Below are 17,501 nucleotides of genomic sequence, written 5' to 3' on the forward strand. Positions count from 1 at the left end.
ACTTTTCAATATACATATAATACCGCAAATTAGTTGTTACATAATTAATTTTGGTGCTATTTATGGTGCTATAAATTAAATTTACGGCCAGTAATTATCTTGTATTAGTGGTTTTTAGGATATATTACTTGTCCGGCTCCGGGCACCATCTATGACAACTCAAATATTCCCAAACTATTTGTATTTTTATCCCCCGTTTTTATTATTCACCTAATAAACTAGCTAGTTAGGCGCAAATTGAGAATTATTTGACGTGTTGGGTATTTAACCCTGCCTATGTGCCTGTATAATTTGCAGCTTAAGGAGATACTCATGTCATTATTAAATGCTTTACCCGCAAATTCTGGAATCATTATTTGTGGCCATGGTAGCCGAGCTAAAATTGCTGAAGAAGAGTTCAGCTTATTGGCTACTGGCTTGCGCGCTAGGTTTCCTCAGTTAGAGGTTGAATATGGTTTTTTAGAATATTCATCACCTAATATCCACATGGCGTTAGATCGTTTGATTGCTAAAGGCATCACTAACATCTATGCGGTGCCTGGCATGTTGTTTTCAGCCACGCATGCGCAAAATGATATCCCTTCAGTATTAACCACTTACATGCAAAAAAACCCTGCACTTACCATCAAATATGGTCAAGAGCTTGGCTTGCATGATGAAATGATCATGGCTTTTCAGCATCGCATTATGGAAGCGGTGGATCTAGCTGAAATGCCACAGCCTGGTGATTTATACGACACCATGCTGGTAGTGGTGGGCCGAGGCACATCAGTGGCTCAAGCCAATGCAGAAGTTTCAAAACTCACCCGCATTGTGGCAGAAAATATGGGCTTTGGTTGGTGTGAAACGGTTTACTCTGGCGTTACCTTTCCATCGGTGGGGCGCGGTTTAGAAATGGCGTTAAAGCTAGGCTTTAAAAAGATAGTAGTGGCACCATATTTTCTTTTCTCAGGTAAATTAATTGGTCGTATCCACGGCTATATTGACAAGGTTGTGGCGCAGCATCCTGATGTAAGTATTAGTGTTGCTGATTATTTGCGTGACCAATCCCATGTAATTAATACCTTTGTTGAGCGAATCGAAGAAACAGTGTCTCAGCCTGCGGTAAATAATGGCCTTATGGAAAGTTTTCAAGCTAGGCTAGCTGCTGGTGAAGTAACTGTTCATCATCATCATGCAGAGTTTCAGCCAGAGGTTGAAGTGGCTTCAGATGCCCATACGCACAGCCATGATCATAAGCACGATCATGATCATGACCATGACCATTCACACAAAAAGCAAGGGCACAGCCATGCTGGGCACGGGCACACACATGCGCCTTATAGACACATTGCTCACCCCCATGGGCCCAGAACAATGATAGATGAAAATGTGTGTTGTTGCTTTATGGGGCAGTTCCCTCAAGCGGTCATTGATGAAGAGCGTGCGCTTAGATTAGCAGCAGGTATTGCGGCTGTGGATCAGATTCCACAATGTAAGATTAAATAGTAAACATCTATTAGGCCACTTTGGGTAAATCCATAGTGGCTATACAGTGGTTAGGTAGGTGAGTTTTGGGGGCTACTGATCAGCTAAAAGACTTTCCACTGATACATCAAGTGCTTTTGCAATTTGAGAGACTTTTTTTAAAGAAGGGCTTACCGTACCACGTTCAATGTGGCCCATATGTGCCCTATCAATGCCGGCCATATTGGCTAACTTTTCTTGTGACATCCCCAAGGACGTTCGGAGCTGCCTAACTCGGTAGCCAAATTTGGTATCTGAGCTTTCCATATGAGGCCTAAGTTTCGCACTGCTAACAACCTGTTGCAGTGATAACTTTTTTGTATTTTTTGAGATAACTTCTTGAAAGCCCAGTGGCTATTTCAAGAAGGAGCGATTAGTGCTGTAAAAAATAAATATTAATGTAAGAGCAACCCCTTATATGAGGTGGAGCTTAAATCATCTTAGTCTGTTATACCACGGGAGATAACACGTTAGGTATGGATTACATGTTAACTAATGTTCATTTCCTGACAACCCCATGTTTGATAGGGGTATTTGGTTTAAACCACTTCATCATGGCCTGGTTTTATTTCAGCACCATGATCTCATTTTTTTAGCCATACTATGGTGGTCTCACAACACTTGACACGCATGTCAATATTCTGCCAAATTGTAATTGATTAAAAGCTTAAATTTTCAGGTATAAGCTTGCTATGGTTATTTATTATCTGATGGGCAAATTATGTCAAACGATCCTCTATTAGAGCCTTTTGCGCTTAAGCATCTAACCTTAAAAAATAGAATCATGACCACAAGTCATGAACCTGCTTATCCAGAACATGGCATGCCTAAAGAGCGTTATGTGGCCTACCACGTAGAGCGTGCTAAAGCAGGAGTAGCGTTAACCATGACCGCAGGTTCTGCATCGGTAAGCAGAGACAGCCCGCCAGTATTTAATAATATTTTAGCTTATCGTGATGAAGTAGTGCCTTGGATTCAGCAGCTCACAGATGGCGTGCATGAGCATGGCTGCGCAGCCATGATCCAGCTTACCCACTTAGGGCGGCGCACTAATTGGAATAAAGGCGATTGGCTCCCTTCGGTCTCATCATCAAAGCACCGGGAACCATCACACAGAGCTTTCCCTAAGCTGATAGAGGACTGGGATATAGAGCGCATTATTAATGATTTTGCAGACTCTGCCCAACGCATGCAAGCAGGTGGGATGGATGGCATCGAGCTACAAGTGTATGGTCATTTATTGGATCAGTTTTGGTCGCCCTTAACCAATGATTTAATAGGTCCCTACGGCGCTGATACCTTAGAAAATCGTATGCGTTTCCCGATGGACGTATTAGACGCTATTCGTAAGCGCGTAGGTAGTGAGTTTATTGTGGGGCTGCGCTTTACTGCAGATGAAATACAAAAAGGCGGTATCACTCCAGCACAAGGCATTGAGATATCCAAGCGCTTGGCCGCCTCTGGACAAGTGGATTTTTTAAATGTGATTAGAGGCCGCATACATACAGACCCTGCATTGACCGACATGATTCCAGTGCAAGGCATGCCCAATGCACCACACCTTGATTTTGCAGGGGAAGTCAAAAAAGCAACGGGATTACCTACGTTTCATGCTGCAAAAATATCTGATGTAGCCACGGCGCGTCACGCCATCTCAGCAGGATTGTTAGATATGGTGGGTATGACCAGAGCGCATATGGCCGACCCACATATAGTGCGCAAAATTATGGAAGGGCGTGAAGAGGACATTCGCCCATGTGTAGGCGCCACCTATTGCCTTGATCGCATTTACCAAGGCGGCGAAGCGCTGTGTATCCACAATGCTGCTACAGGGCGTGAGCTTACCATGCCTCATGATATTCCAAAGGCTACCATCAAGAAAAAAGTGGTCATTATAGGTGCTGGGCCTGCAGGTATGGAGGCCGCACGAGTGTCTGCAGAGCGCGGGCATCATGTGGTGGTGTTTGAAGCAGCGCCCAAGCCAGGTGGCCAAATTCGTTTGGCAGCGCAATCGCCAAGGCGTCGTGAAATGATGTCTATTATAGACTGGCGCATTACTCAATGTGAGGCGCGTAATGTTGAATTTCGGTTTAACACATTAGCTCAACCCTGTGACATTACAGAGCTTGAGCCAGATGTAGTGATCATTGCTACTGGTGGCCTGCCAAATACACAGCTGTTTGAAACCAACAAAGAGCAATCTAGTGTGGTCACCAGCTGGGATATTATTTCTGGTGATGTAAAACCTGCCAAACACATGCTTATCTATGATGAGTCTGGAGATCATCCAGCCTTACAAGCCGCTGAATTTGCAGCGAGTTTAGGCTCACAGATAGAGATAATGACGCCAGATCGCACCTTTGCCCCAGATGTGATGGCCATGAATTTAGTGCCCTACATGCGCTCCTTGCAAGACAAAGACGTCACCTTCACCGTGGCGCGGCGGTTGCTTGATGTTAAAAAGAGCATTGAACACAGTGGTAAAAAGTTCACTGCGCTTATTGGCACAGATTACAGTGATCATACTTATGCAATGGACTATGACCAGATTGTAGTCAATTACGGCACCTTGCCGCTGGATGAGCTATATTTTGATCTCAAACCGCTGTCTTCAAATGCAGGTGAGGTAGATCAGACCGCCCTAATATTAGGGCAAGTGCAAGAAGTGTCTCGAAATGAAGCGGGTAAATTTCAGCTGTTTCGAATAGGTGATGCAGTTTCGGCTCGTAATACCCATGCAGCTATTTATGATGCCCTGCGTTTGATGAAGGACATTTAACCTATTATGGCAAGCATTAAAACCATACATGTAGTTTCTTGCCATGCGGAAGGTGAAGTAGGGGACGTGATTGTGGGTGGTGTCGCTTCGCCACCAGGTGATACCTTGTGGGAACAGCGTAATTGGATTGCTAATGACCAAACACTGCGCAATTTTATGCTCAACGAACCCCGTGGTGGTGTATTTCGGCATGTCAATTTACTAGTGCCACCTAAACATCCTGAGGCGCAAATGGGCTTTATTATCATGGAGCCTGAAGATACCCCGCCTATGTCAGGCTCAAACTCTATTTGTGTAGCCACGGTGTTATTAGACACTGGTATCATTCCAATACAAGAACCCATAACACACCTGGTGCTTGAGGCGCCAGGTGGTTTGGTGCGCGTGCGTGCGCAATGCGCCGATGGCAAGGCACAACGAATTACAGTACAAAACCTACCTTCTTTTGTAGGTGAGCTAGGGGCCAAGATAACGGTTGCTGGTATTGGTGACATTACTGTAGATACGGCATTTGGTGGAGACAGTTTTGTGGTGGTAGATGCCCAAGCACTAGGGTTTAAATTAGAAAGCGGTGAGGCCAAAGACCTGGCTACCTTGGGTGTTAAAATCACTAATGCCGCTAATGCTCAATTGCAATTTCACCACCCCTTAAATCCTCAGTGGACGCACTTTTCTTTTTGTTTATTTGCAGGGCCATTAACCCGAAAGGGCAGCCATTTAACCGCAAAATCTGCAGTGGCTATAAAGCCAGGAAAAATTGATCGATCTCCAACTGGCACAGCAAGCTCAGCACGTATGGCGTTACTCCATGCCTGTGGCAAAATCAAGATTGGCGAAACCTTCACCGCACAATCTATTATTGGTTCAGAGTTTCACGGGCGTATTATTGATACCACTATGGTGGGTAGTATCCCAGCAATTATTCCTGAAATTACAGGGCGAGCATGGGTGACAGGCACACACCAACATGTGCTTGATGCTGGTGATCCTTGGCCACAGGGGTATCGTTTGAGTGACACTTGGCCTGATATCAAATAAGTGAGCCCCCACTATTTATTTGGGTGCTCACTTACGCTTCCAAAGCCGCCCATCTATCGCTGACAAACCACAAGCAATAAGGCCCATGCCCACCATCTGATTCCACCCAAGGGTTTCGCTTAGCAATAATGTGCCTAAAAGAATGGCCGAAACAGGCACCAAAAGTGTCACTAGCAAAATGTTGGTAGCACCAGAGGATGACAAAATTTTAAAATACAATACATAAGCCAGTGCTGTGGAAAAAATGGCTAAAGCCAGTATAGACATCCACACTAGGTAGCTTGGCCCAAGTGGGCCAAAGATCACCAGTGGGCCATCAACCAGCATGGCAACAGGAGCTAGTATTACCGTAGAGCCTGTCACCTGGCCTGCGGCGATAATAATAGGGTTTAGCCCTGTGGCTTTAAAGCGGCGTCCAAAAACACTGGCAAAGGCATAAGATAAAGCTGCAACCAATATAGCCATTTGAGCCAAAACACTAGCTTGGGTGGCTATGTCTACTGTAGGCATACCAATCATGACTAGCACCCCTGAAAACCCAATAGCTACGCCTATTAACTTTAGACCAGAGATGCGTTCGTCTGCTAATAACAAGCCAGCCACTAATACACCAAATAAAGGAGTGGTTGCATTGAGCACCGATGCTAAGCCAGAGCTAATGTGTGTTTGGCCCCACACAATAAGACTAAAAGGGATAATGTTGTTGAGTAATCCCATGGTTAAAAACGCAGCCCAAAGCCCAAGGTTGGTGGGAAATTTTAGCCCCATGGCCATGGCAATAGCCCACAAAGTGATTGCAGCAAGGCCCACACGCAAAGCCACTATGGTTAACGGAGGCAAGGCTGTCACTGCTACCTCAACAAAAAAGAAGGAGCCTCCCCACAGCACAGATAGTGTAATTAGCATAAGCCACTCACGAGCGCCCATAGTGCGTTGGATAGAAGATGCCATGTAAACAGACCTTAAAGCAGTGGGTAGCGGATGAGCTAAAATTAATAAATGATACTCACACACAATTACTTAGCCGTCAAAGACTGAGCAAGGCGCTAAGTGTAAGCTTGGCTTTATAAACAGCCGTTTTTAGATGTGTTCGTGTTAATCTAGTGACACACTATTATATGTATCACTAAATCCTAGCATAGAGAAAAACCATGGCCATAGGCGCGACCATATACAAGGCAAATTTAAACCTGTCCAACCTTAACAGCCACCACTATGCTGATTACAATCTCACCATAGCCAAACACCCTTCTGAAAACGAAACACGCCTTATGTGTAGGCTGATTGCTTTTTTACATGCAGCTCATGAAGATCTAGAGCTTACTAAAGGCATAAGCTCTGTAGATGAGCCTGATTTATGGCAACGGGATTTAACTGGAAATATAGTCCATTGGATAGAGCTTGGCATGCCTGATGAAAAACGCATTCGACAAGCCAGTGGCAAAGCACAACAAGTGTCTATTTATACCTACCATGACAACAAAGCTGACATTTGGTTAGACAAAAACCGTGCGGCTTTAACAGCTAACAAAAAGGTCAAGGTATTTCATATTAATGTGAAAAGCGACGATGCTATAGAACAGTTGTTGTTTAAAACCATGAACTTAGGCTGTATTATTGAAGAAGATCAAATGCACTTAAGTGATGAAAAACAGCATATGAGTGTGCAAATTACTCAAAGCTTGTAATCAACAACAGCAGGGCCTGTGTGAGGCAGGCTCAAAAGTTAACACACAAGGAATAGCTTGCATGGCGCTAGCAAAACAACTGATGGTGTACCCTGCTAACAGGCTGGAAGACTTGGCGGTGTTGCTCAACCATGTGGTTAAACTAGGGCACCAAAAGGGCTTGGCTGGTGTGCTTAATAGTAGCCAAGTGATCGTAGAAAACCCAGGCATGCAGCATTGGCTTAATACTCAGTTAGCCAAGCAAGATGGCATTGCCATGAACATAAATTACCCTTTACCTGGAAAGTTTGTATGGCAACTAGCGCGCAAACTTTTAGGAGACGATCAGGTTCCTCAGCAACCTCCTTATCAGCGTGAAGCTTTGGTGTGGCGCATTGACGATATTTTAGCCAGTGATGATACACTCAAAAATCCAGCCTTTACTCAAGCCAATAGGTATTGGCAATCTGCATCTAACCTAGGTGAATATAGCGCTGATGACTTACTAAAACGCTTTCAACTTGCAAGCGCCCTAGCCGATTTATTTGAACAATATATCCTTTATCGACCCGACTGGCTTACCAACTGGCAAATTAAGGCACAAGATCAAACACAACACTGGCAAGCCCAGTTGTGGGCTGTTTTATGTCAGCAAGATGATCGTCATCCCATTGATATTCAACGAAAGCTAATACAAAGTTTGGGCCAATTAACTAGCGCCCAGCGTAATGACCTGCCACAACAAGTGTGCTTGTTTGCACTTAACACCATGGCACCTGCTACCTTAGAAGTATTTTCTGCCTTGGCAGCGCATACCCAAGTGCATGTGTTCCATCTTAACCCTTGTGCCGAGTATTGGGGGCATATTCAATCTGAAAAAGCCATCGCATCAACGCACCTTAAACACTGGCTTGAGCAACAAGACGATGATGTTTTAGTGGACGGGGGTAATCCGTTATTAGCCAATTTGGGCGCCCAAGGCAAAGAATTTTTTCGGTTATTACAACAACAAGACAGCTACAACATTGATGCCTTTGAAGAGGCGCAGCCCGCAACCGCAGACGGCCATCTATCTACTTTACAGCAGATACAACACGATATTTTGCACTTGGAAGACGCACGCAACCCTTCACAAAAACTTGCCCAAAAAAAGGTTGATGATAGTCTCGTCTTTACCCATGGCTCCAGTGCTTTGCGAGAGTTACAAGGATTGCACGATTGGTTGCTTGGTAAATTCCAACAAGATCCTACACTCAAACCTAGTGACATATTAGTGATGTGCCCACAGGTAGAAGATTATGCAGCCCACGTGGGTGCGGTATTTGATACTCATGGGCGTCAGTTTGATCACGGCTATGGTTTTGACAATGGTTCTCAAACACCTCAATTACCTTGTTCTATAGCTGATAGAAAACCACAAGATTCTCAACCCTTAGTGGCCGCTTTTTTGCAGCTTTTACAATTACCAGATAGCCGTTTTCAAGTGTCTTTTATTCTAGACTTTTTGCGCCTACCAGGTATTCAAAGAAAGTTTGGAATAGGTGTTGACGAGCTTGAAATTATTGCGGTGTGGTTGGCGAATGCCAGTGTACATTGGGGTTTGGATGAACAGCATAAGGCACATACGTTGGGTCAAACATCTTCAACACCTACCTACAGTTGGTCGTGGGGACTTAAGCGTTTGCTGCTTGGTTTTGCCCAAGGTGACCAAGCGCTTAACTATCAAGATGATTGGCTGCTAGCCGATGTAGAGGGCGATCAAGCTATACTTCTAGGGCGCTTAATGCAGGTGCTTGAGCAACTACAAACCCATGCACGGCAGCTTAATACACCCCGCACTGGTAAAGCCTGGCGTGGCTACCTTACTAGCATGATAGATGAGTTTTTTGCTGACGATCAAGACGGTGACTACAGTGAAGAGCTTGCAAAAGAGTGCTTATCTACCGCTATTGGTAATATGGCTGTGTGGATTGAACAAGTGGATTATGTCCAAACGATTAGTTTGGAAGTGGTGCGTTATAGCCTCACACAAAAACTGTCTGTAGCTAGTAGCACGCAAGCTTTTATTACGGGCAAAGTCACCTTTTGTTCCATGGTGCCTATGCGCAGTATTCCCTTTAAAGTAGTGGCTATGTTGGGCCTTAATGATGGGCAGTATCCTCGTCAATCAAAACCATTAGACTTTGATTTAATGGCTCAAGAAGGTCGCAGAGTAGGAGATCGTTCGCGCCGTGGTGATGATCGTTATCTGTTTTTGGAAGCGTTAATAAGTGCACGTGAGTGTTTGTATTTAAGTTATCAAGGCAGCGATAGCAAAAATAACTCTCCACGTCAGCCTAGTTTGGTAGTGTCAGAGCTAATGGAATACTTGCAAAACGGCTATGGGTGGCATTTTAAGGATGATCACTTAGCATCACAGCTTAGACCATTGCCTTTGCATAGCTTTAGCGAGGAAAATTTCCATGGTGTTTCTAATGCCTCCTTCGATACAATGCCTTCGCCTAGTTTTGAATCAGCGTGGCTGCGTGTGCTGCAAGCAAAACACGAAGTGCAAGATGACGTTGTAGAACTAACTCCTAGTATTACTTCTAGCCAGAGCAGTATCACCATCAATGAGCTAGTGCGTTTTTTGGAAAACCCTGGGCGTATGTTTACTAACCAACGCTTGGGCTTGTATTTACATGACTATGATTTAGATCTCAATGATGATGAGCCTTTTGCAAGCTCTAAGTTGGTAGAGTATAAGCTGCGCGAAAAAATGCTCGAGGCAGTATTATCTAATGAGCCGCAGGCTTGTGCCTTGGTAAGGCAAGAGTATCAGCTAAATGGAAAATTACCAGATAGCCACCTTGGTGCTAATAGTATAGATACCAGCGAAGGCGAAGCACAATCTTTGGTAGATGAGCTATGTAGTGTGAATTATGCCCAGATAAAAAAACACCCAGTCAGTATCAGCTTTATGGGCTTAACCATCACCGATGAAATAGCCCTAACTGGCGAGCCACTGGATGAAAATAGCCCGTTAAAAGTAGTGCTTACTAGGCCTACTAAGGCCAAAGCTAAAGATAAACTATCCCTTTGGGTGAGGTGCTTGATCGCTCAGGTGGCATTTGAACAAAACGTTGATGGTGTGTCTGTGCACTTAGAAAAGAACCTTCAACTAAAAGGTTTAGAAGATGTAAAAGCCCAGCTAGACAGCATTATGCAAATGTATATTTTAGGTCTAACTAAAGCACTACCCTTGGATGCAGAGCTAGCCATAGAGTTGCTAAAAGTAGATTCTCAAGATGAAGCCAAACGTAAAAGTCAGTGGCAAAAAAGCTGGTATCACCATAAATATAGTATGGCGTTTGATTTTTCAAGTGACCCTTATAGGCGATGGTTGTGGCCACAAACGCCACCATTTGATGACTGGCATGAACAGTTTGGCCCCTTATATCAGCCCATGGTAGATTGCATTAAATTGGTGAAGCATGCCTAACCTAGACTTAGTAAATTTACCACTCCAAGGTCGCCACCTTATTGAAGCAAGTGCGGGCACTGGTAAAACCTATAGCATTACGCGGATATATTTGCGTTTGCTGCTAGAAAAACAAATCCCTGTAGAGCAAATATTGCTAATGACGTACACCCGTGCAGCCACGCAAGAGTTGCGCGGCCGTATAGAAGAAACCTTGCGTGATGCGCAGAGTAATTGGGGCAAGCATAAAGATGAATTTTGGCAGCACCTCTACCAACACACCCAAGCGAAACAAGCTCAATTGTTGTTGCACCAAGCCCTACTCAATTTAGATCAAGCGGCCATATTTACCATCCATGGCTTTTGTGGGCGTGCCCTAGAACAACATGCCTTTGCTAGTCAGACAGGGCTAGAGGTAGTGCTTGAGGCTAACACACAAGACTTAGCCTTTACTGCACTGCAAGACTGGCTGCGGGTGGCTATGCACCAGCCTAAGCTATATAGCCAGCTAGAGCAGCAAGGCTGGCACACACCTAAAGGTTTTTGGGACGCATTTAGTGGGGCTCTATTAAGCCAAACACCTGTGTTTTGCGCTTCTGCGGACGCTTGGCATAAAGCTTGGCACGCCAATAAAATACAAGTGCGTGAAAGCTTGCTTGATTTAGAAGAGCAAATGATCCAAGCCACCATGTCAGACCCTAAAACAAAAGAGGCAAAACTGGCCCAGTGGCAAGGTTTAATTAATTGGCTTGGCACTGTTGATTTTGCCCAAGCGCACAAAGACCATTTGCTCTGCTTACACGGGGGTAAACTTGGCAAAGTGCCAGAGCTAAAACCTGTCATTAAAGCTTTATCTGTGCGTATAAATAATGAAAGCTTTAAGAAAAACTATGCTGCCAATGCACAGCAATGTGTATTGGCACCAGACATTTTGATAGCCGTAAATACGGTAAGAAAAGCCTATCAAAAAGCAAAACACAAGCAACAGGTTATGGAGTTTGATGATCTGGTAAGGCGTTTGTCTGAATGTGTGATAAAGCCTGAAAATGCAGCCCTTGTAGATGCACTGCGCATTGCTTATCCCGTGGCTTTAGTGGATGAGTTTCAGGATACTGATGGGCATCAATACGCTATTTTAAATCGCCTATATGAAGCGCAAGGTAATACTGCACTATTTATGATTGGTGACCCAAAACAAGCTATATATGGCTTTAGGGGCGGCGATATACATACTTACTTACACGCCGCACAATCTACCGATTACCGCTGGCATATGGACACTAACTGGCGCTCTAGCCATGCCATGGTAGCCGCTTATAATCGTTTATTTTTAAAGGCCCATGAGCATAACCTATTAGGCCCAGGCATCGACTACAGTGCTGTAAAAGCCAGTGCTTTTGCCACAGCAAATCAAGATCAAAACCCTAAAGCCAGTGGGGTGGCTTTGTCGTACGTTTGGTTGCCTACACAAGTGCTTACCAATGAACACAAGTACCAACACATCGCAAACTGGTGTGTGGGGCAAGTGCAAACTATTTTACACCAAGGGCATTTTAAAGCCTGCGATATTGCTTTGTTAGTGCGCGGGGCAGGCGAAGCTCAAGCCTTGCAAAAAGCCTTGCAAAAAGCCCAGTTACCAAGCGTTTATATTAGCGATAGAAGTAGCGTGTATAAAAGTGAGCAAGCTATTGAAATGCTGCGGTTACTTAATGGAATACTGCACTGTGAAGACCAAAGGCAGCTTGTACGTGCCGCTAGTACGCAGTTATGGGGTGGCAATGTGCCCTTGTTGGCTAAGCTTTCATCCAGTGACAGCTATTTAATAGAAGTAAGAAGCCAAATGATGCAAATGCGCAAACTATGGCTGCAACAAGGCGCCATGGTGCTTATTATTAGGCTGCTAAAGCAACGTGCCGTGCCGCCTGCCCAAAATAAAGAACGCTATCTAACCAACATGGTGCAATTGGCAGAGCTATTACAAAAGGCATCAAATCAGGCAAGCTCTGCATTATTGCTGGTGGAATGGTTGCAACAGCAGTGTGATAGCGACCAAGCAGATGCTAGTGCTGAATTAAGGCTAGAAAGCGATGCCAAGTTGATCCAAATTGTTACCCAGCATGGCTCTAAAGGCCTGGAATACCCAGTGGTATTTATACCGTTTGCTAGCCAAGCAAAAGATCCTCTAAAACGAGGCAAGAAAAAGTCTCAGCTATTCTCTTACTATCATCCAAAAGAGCACTGCCAAGCATTGATGATAGGGCCAGACCCTTCGATATGTGAGCAAACCGCTCAAGCTGCCTATGAAGAATCATTAAGGTTGTTATATGTGGCGATTACACGTGCTCAATATCAGTGTTACATTCCAGTAAGTAACTTCCCTAACAGCCAGTTGTCGCCTTTGGGGCAAGTGGTTTTTGGAGCTTGTGATAATAATAACTTACCTAGCTGGCCTGAAGCTTTGGTGCCACTAACCCATGCCACAGACTCACAAGTGCTATGTGTAGATGAAGATGAGCTGCAAAGGTCTATGTCTGTGCCTACTGTTGAAGCTTTAGTGAAAGATGAATTACAAGCACAGGTATTAACCACACAAAATTTTACCGGACACATTGATGCAAATAACCACTTGTTATCTTACAGTGCCTTGGTGCGAAAGCTTGGCTATGGCTCTGTGCCACCACAAAGTAGCGTGAAAGACCGGGGAGATGGCAGCACTGCCTTAGTTGAGCCTTCACAAACCATAAAATCGCAGGCATTACGCTTTACTCTAGCAAAGGGTAAAAATAGTGGTTTGTTGTTGCATGACATTTTAGAACAGGTAGATTTTGCTCAGCCAAATTGGGTTCATGCCATGGAAGTGCCTTTGGCCAAATATCACACTATGGTAGGTATAGGCGCAGATGATACTGACAAGATGGCGCGTTTGCAGCAGTGGTTAGAGGAATGTTTGTTAACTCACTTGCCAGCCCTTGGCACACAAGAAGACACAGGCTCACAATCGCAAAGTAATTGCAGCTTGGGGCAGCTGTTAGCCCAGCAAACATTAAGGGAAACTGAGTTTTACTTCCCCTTACAGCATGCTAAGCAAGCAACCTTAGCAAATATTTTAAGCGCACATAGATCAGGTGCACCTACTGCATTACCTACTCACCCTGTGTTACATGGCATGATGCATGGTTTTATAGATTTGGTGTTTGAACATGACGGACGATTTTTTGTAGCCGATTACAAATCTAACCATTTAGGTGACAACTTTGCAGACTACAATCACCAAGCCATGCTGGAGTCCAATCAAAACCACTATTATGACCTGCAATATTTAATATATAGCCTAGCCCTGCACCGATACCTAGGCCAAAGATTGCCAAACTATAGCCCGCAGCAGCACTTTGGTGGGGTATATTATTTATACCTTAGAGGCATGTCACCCCATAGTGATACAGGTGTATTTGCTCAGGCAATTACTACAGATGAGCTTAATCAGCTGGATCAATTGTTTGCAGGAGATGTCAAATGATGGTTTCAAAAGAACAGCTGCATAATAATTACACTGGTTTAGAAGCGGTGGATGTGTTTTTAGCCAAGGGCTTATGTGAAAGCTTAAACAGCCAAAATGATGTGATGCAACATTTGATCATGGCCTTAAGTAAAGCCTTGCGAAGTGGCCACACTTGCCTGCCTTTAGCTGATATAGCAGGACAAACCTATTGGTCTTCCTTGGTTGATCTAAGGGTTGATTCTAGGCCTGATGTGGGACCTGATGAAGTGATCGACGAAAAGATAGGTTATACATTTGGTGCATTTGAAGAACTGGTGAATTGTGTTCAAGATCATCCCATTACTCCAAGCCATACCGCACCTTTGGTATTTGAATATGAACGTTTGTATTTGCGCAGATATTGGCACTATGAACAGCAGGTTGCAAAACAGTTATTAAATCGGATGCGCAAGTGTGAACTAACACCACAACAAGAGGTGATTGCTGATGAAGTGTTATCACAACTTTTTGCTAAACAGGCCCAAGTAGACTGGCAAGCCCAAGCAGTCAAAGATGCATTTGGGCGCCAGTTAAGTGTGGTGTCTGGTGGCCCAGGCACAGGTAAAACCTATACTGTTGCTCGTCTTTTAGTGGCTTTACAAGCCGTAAGTGATACCCCTTTAACCATTGCCATGGCGGCCCCAACAGGTAAAGCAAAGCAGCGCTTAGTGGAGTCTATTAATGCCGCCAAAGCGCAATTATTAAACCAAGGCATCAATAAAACACTCATCAATAGCCTCCCAGACACTGCCCATACGCTACATGGCTTGTTGGGAGTGCGCCCTAATACACACGTTACTAAGCACCATCAGGATAATACTTTACCCATTGATCTATTGCTGGTGGATGAAGTTTCCATGGTGGATTTGCCTATGATGGCGCGCTTGTTAGCAGCCCTTCCTAGTCATTGTAAGCTAGTATTGGTGGGAGATGCGCAGCAGTTACCTTCTGTGGCAGCAGGTTCTATTTTGGCTGATATACCTCCAAGCTTTATCAGCTACTTACATAAAAGCCATCGGTTTGATGGCCAAGGTGGTATTAGTTTATTAGCAACTCAGGTCATGCATAATCAAGCCCAAGAAAGCTTTGAAGTGTTGGCAGACCATAAAGACTTGCACTTGATCACAGATGAACACTTTGAACTGTGGCTTGCACAAATGTGTGATGAATATTTTATGCCTATGCTCAAAGCACCTTCATTGGATGAAGCCTTTGAGTGTTTAAATCAATTTAGAATCCTAGCCGCAACCCGCCAAGGAGACTTAGGTGTAGAAGGCCTTAATGAACACGTAGAGCGCTTGCTTAGCAGGCGCTTGTCTCAAGTTAGGTTGGGGCAAAACTATCATGGGAAACCTGTGATGGTGACTAAAAACCACCATGGGCTGGGTTTGTTCAATGGTGATGTTGGCATTATGTGGGCGCAAGAAGATGGCCAGCTAAATGCCTGTTTTTTACAGTCTCAAATAGTGCGCAAAGTAAACGTGGGCTTATTACAAGATTTAGAAACTGTGTATGCCATGACCATTCATAAAACCCAAGGCTCAGAGTTTGCTCACGTGGCGCTTATTGTTGCTCCCCAAGCCCAGCGATTGTTGTCTTCTGCGTTACTTTATACCGCCATCACTCGTGCCAAGGTAACGTGCAGTATTAAAGTAGACCAATCGGTGTGGAACAAAGCTGTGAACAATAAAACTAGGCGTTGGTCTGGCCTGCGTGGGCTTTTAAATGGGCACGTTTAAATACTATTGATGCAGGTTCTAGGCGCTAAAATTTGCTCAAACAATGCTTCAAGTTCTGGGTCTTCACGTTGTAAGTTTAGCTCTTCTTGATTGCTGATTGTATAGCTTTTTTGGCGCACTATTAAGTAAGGTTGATGCTTGTGTGAGCAACTAAAGGATGCACTTGGAAAGCGCTTTAAACACTGGTTAAAAAAGCTCATGTTGTTGGCCACTGCCATGATTTTTTCGTTCGGGTAAACCTGCTGTGCATTTTGTGCGTGGATGTTAATTTTTTGATATCGTTCAATGTTAATAAACACCCTAGGGTCAAACACCTGTATGCCTTTTTGGTTACCCGTGGCGCTAGTGAGTGGAAACTGACCTTTAGGAACACTATTATCAAAAAAAGTGAATTCATACTGAGGCGTAGTATGGGCTAGCCACTTAAATATTAGCTTTGGAATGCCCTGGTATGCTTCCACACTGTGGCCCAAAAAATCTTCCACAGATTTGTAACGCCCCCTTTCTTTACCTCTTATCCAGCCTCGCTCTACAGTATCTTGAGGCGCAGTGATGATAAAATACATATACATAGTGTGAGCGTATTTGGCATAGGTGCCATGTAGTACTTTTTGTATTTGCTGCGTTGAAAAGCTGTCAAATCTAAATCGATCTACCAAAATATTGGGAATGGATTTATTCTGTTGGCTTACACGCCTTATGTAGCGGTCTAATTTGCCGTCAATAATATTCACTTCGTTGCTGGTAAAGCGGCCTGAATATTTATAATGAGGGCCTAGCGACTCGTAGTCTAATAATTGGCGACGCCAAATGTCTGGGCTAATAATGCCATATAACGAAGACTCAATGCCACGTTGCTTCATGGTCTCTTTTAATAGTGGACGTATGGTGCTTTTTCCAGCTGCAGAAGCGCCTTTTAAGCTAATAATGACAGGCTTTTCCACACCTTTCAGTAGCTGATATTGGTTAGCTATGACAGCGGTTCCAATGGCAGGTTCTATCCATTTACCCACCATATAGCTGCCATAGTTGTTAAGGGTGTGGCGGCAAATAATGCGGCTCATAAAGATGGCGTCATTACCTATCAAACCTCGAGTAGCAGCAATAGAACCTAGTATTTGATAACTACTTTTGTAAACGGCTTTAATCAAAGGGTTTGTGTGTGCCAAACCTGTGGTCTTGAGTGTGTTAATCGCCTTAAATTGAATTTCGGCACTGCTTAGGTGAGGTTGTTCAGTAGGGTTCTTTTTATGCCAAGGCCATACGCTTTTTTTTATGACAACAGGGGGAGTATGAATCATTATTTCTTCAGTCAGTACTCTATCCACTTCTAGCTTTACACAATCTGATAAGTGTTGAAACTGGATTTCAATGGTGGGGTATAAGGGCGCAATGTGTTGGTGTAAAATGTCATTAGTAATACGCCGAAAATTGATACCTAAGTCTTCTTCAAGCTCAGCTTCTGGGATATGAATGTTGGCTCCCACCCTAACAATGAGCTCGTGCATTACTAATCGCCAGGATGTAAAGCCAACTAAATGTTGCGGTTTAAGGCCGGTCAGTGCTGCAATTTCCTGAACTTCTTCGTAGTCAGTATAAACATTGGGCGCTTGAAAAATAGTTTCCAGGCGGCCAAGATCCAGCGGTAAGTTAGTACTTAACCCTGGATTCCATGCACTGTATTCTTCTTGTGTAGGCATCTGTTGTGTGGGGATTGTTTTGTATAGTGCTATGTATAGCAGGTTTTTTTAAGTACGTCATTTTCCTATCTAAG

General features: G+C 44.1%; 10 protein-coding genes. 7 read left to right on the forward strand and 3 right to left on the reverse strand.

All coding sequences use genetic code 11. The features are described 5' to 3' along the window. Positions 1-312: 312 nt before the first annotated feature. Positions 313-1,488, forward strand: coding sequence for a sirohydrochlorin chelatase (locus tag ABXT42_RS02890; protein WP_443628870.1), 1,176 nt, complete (start codon positions 313-315; stop codon positions 1,486-1,488). 72 nt (positions 1,489-1,560) lie between these two features. Here ABXT42_RS02890 and ABXT42_RS02895 read toward each other — a convergent pair whose 3' ends face one another. Next, positions 1,561-1,713, reverse strand: a complete 153-nt coding sequence (locus ABXT42_RS02895) for a helix-turn-helix domain-containing protein (protein WP_443628871.1) — start codon at positions 1,711-1,713, stop codon at positions 1,561-1,563. Positions 1,714-2,227: 514 nt separating this feature from the next. On the opposite strand from ABXT42_RS02895, the gene ABXT42_RS02900 reads away from it, so the two are divergent. Together ABXT42_RS02900 and ABXT42_RS02905 are read left to right on the forward strand one after the other, a co-directional pair. Further along, the gene (locus tag ABXT42_RS02900) at positions 2,228-4,285 is read left to right on the forward strand and encodes an oxidoreductase (protein ID WP_443628872.1); all 2,058 of its coding nucleotides are present in this window, start codon (positions 2,228-2,230) and stop codon (positions 4,283-4,285) included. 6 nt (positions 4,286-4,291) lie between these two features. Further along, positions 4,292-5,323 (forward strand): trans-3-hydroxy-L-proline dehydratase, encoded by a 1,032-nt coding sequence (locus tag ABXT42_RS02905; RefSeq protein ID WP_443628873.1) that lies wholly within the window; start codon positions 4,292-4,294, stop codon positions 5,321-5,323. Between the two features lie 27 nt (positions 5,324-5,350). Here the strand turns inward: ABXT42_RS02905 and ABXT42_RS02910 are convergent, their stop codons facing one another. Further along, positions 5,351-6,274 (reverse strand): DMT family transporter, encoded by a 924-nt coding sequence (locus ABXT42_RS02910; RefSeq protein ID WP_443628874.1) that lies wholly within the window; start codon positions 6,272-6,274, stop codon positions 5,351-5,353. A gap of 200 nt (positions 6,275-6,474) precedes the next feature. Here ABXT42_RS02910 and ABXT42_RS02915 point away from each other — a divergent pair, with 200 nt between their 5' ends. The 4 genes from ABXT42_RS02915 (at position 6,475) to ABXT42_RS02930 (ending at position 15,727) form a co-directional block, all read left to right on the forward strand. Beyond that, positions 6,475-7,011 (forward strand): YaeQ family protein, encoded by a 537-nt coding sequence (locus ABXT42_RS02915; protein WP_443628875.1) that lies wholly within the window; start codon positions 6,475-6,477, stop codon positions 7,009-7,011. Between the two features lie 61 nt (positions 7,012-7,072). Continuing rightward, on the forward strand, positions 7,073-10,471 hold the full coding sequence (gene recC / locus ABXT42_RS02920) for an exodeoxyribonuclease V subunit gamma (RefSeq protein WP_443628876.1): 3,399 nt from the start codon (positions 7,073-7,075) through the stop codon (positions 10,469-10,471). Then, on the forward strand, positions 10,464-13,967 hold the full coding sequence (gene recB, locus ABXT42_RS02925) for an exodeoxyribonuclease V subunit beta (RefSeq protein WP_443628877.1): 3,504 nt from the start codon (positions 10,464-10,466) through the stop codon (positions 13,965-13,967). The genes recC and recB overlap by 8 nt, the downstream gene beginning before the upstream one ends. Further along, on the forward strand, positions 13,964-15,727 hold the full coding sequence (locus ABXT42_RS02930; RefSeq protein WP_443628878.1) for an AAA family ATPase: 1,764 nt from the start codon (positions 13,964-13,966) through the stop codon (positions 15,725-15,727). Before recB ends, ABXT42_RS02930 begins: the two co-directional genes overlap by 4 nt. Here the strand turns inward: ABXT42_RS02930 and ABXT42_RS02935 are convergent. Next, on the reverse strand, positions 15,724-17,427 hold the full coding sequence (locus ABXT42_RS02935) for a hypothetical protein (protein WP_443628879.1): 1,704 nt from the start codon (positions 17,425-17,427) through the stop codon (positions 15,724-15,726). The genes ABXT42_RS02930 and ABXT42_RS02935 overlap by 4 nt on opposite strands. Between the last annotated feature and the right edge of the window lie 74 nt (positions 17,428-17,501).

The organism is Candidatus Njordibacter sp. Uisw_002, assembly GCF_047730155.1.
Classification (GTDB): domain Bacteria; phylum Pseudomonadota; class Gammaproteobacteria; order Pseudomonadales; family Balneatricaceae; genus Njordibacter.

What these genes read in the sequence shown, in the direction of transcription:
- ABXT42_RS02910 (WP_443628874.1), bottom strand. Translation starts at nt 6,274, where the DNA reads ATGGCATCTTCTATCCAACGCACTATGGGCGCTCGTGAGTGGCTTATG.
- ABXT42_RS02930 (WP_443628878.1), top strand. Translation starts at nt 13,964, where the DNA reads ATGATGGTTTCAAAAGAACAGCTGCATAATAATTACACTGGTTTAGAA.
- ABXT42_RS02915 (WP_443628875.1), top strand. Translation starts at nt 6,475, where the DNA reads ATGGCCATAGGCGCGACCATATACAAGGCAAATTTAAACCTGTCCAAC.
- ABXT42_RS02890 (WP_443628870.1), top strand. Translation starts at nt 313, where the DNA reads ATGTCATTATTAAATGCTTTACCCGCAAATTCTGGAATCATTATTTGT.
- recC (WP_443628876.1), top strand. Translation starts at nt 7,073, where the DNA reads ATGGCGCTAGCAAAACAACTGATGGTGTACCCTGCTAACAGGCTGGAA.
- recB (WP_443628877.1), top strand. Translation starts at nt 10,464, where the DNA reads ATGCCTAACCTAGACTTAGTAAATTTACCACTCCAAGGTCGCCACCTT.
- ABXT42_RS02895 (WP_443628871.1), bottom strand. Translation starts at nt 1,713, where the DNA reads ATGTCACAAGAAAAGTTAGCCAATATGGCCGGCATTGATAGGGCACAT.
- ABXT42_RS02900 (WP_443628872.1), top strand. Translation starts at nt 2,228, where the DNA reads ATGTCAAACGATCCTCTATTAGAGCCTTTTGCGCTTAAGCATCTAACC.
- ABXT42_RS02905 (WP_443628873.1), top strand. Translation starts at nt 4,292, where the DNA reads ATGGCAAGCATTAAAACCATACATGTAGTTTCTTGCCATGCGGAAGGT.
- ABXT42_RS02935 (WP_443628879.1), bottom strand. Translation starts at nt 17,427, where the DNA reads ATGCCTACACAAGAAGAATACAGTGCATGGAATCCAGGGTTAAGTACT.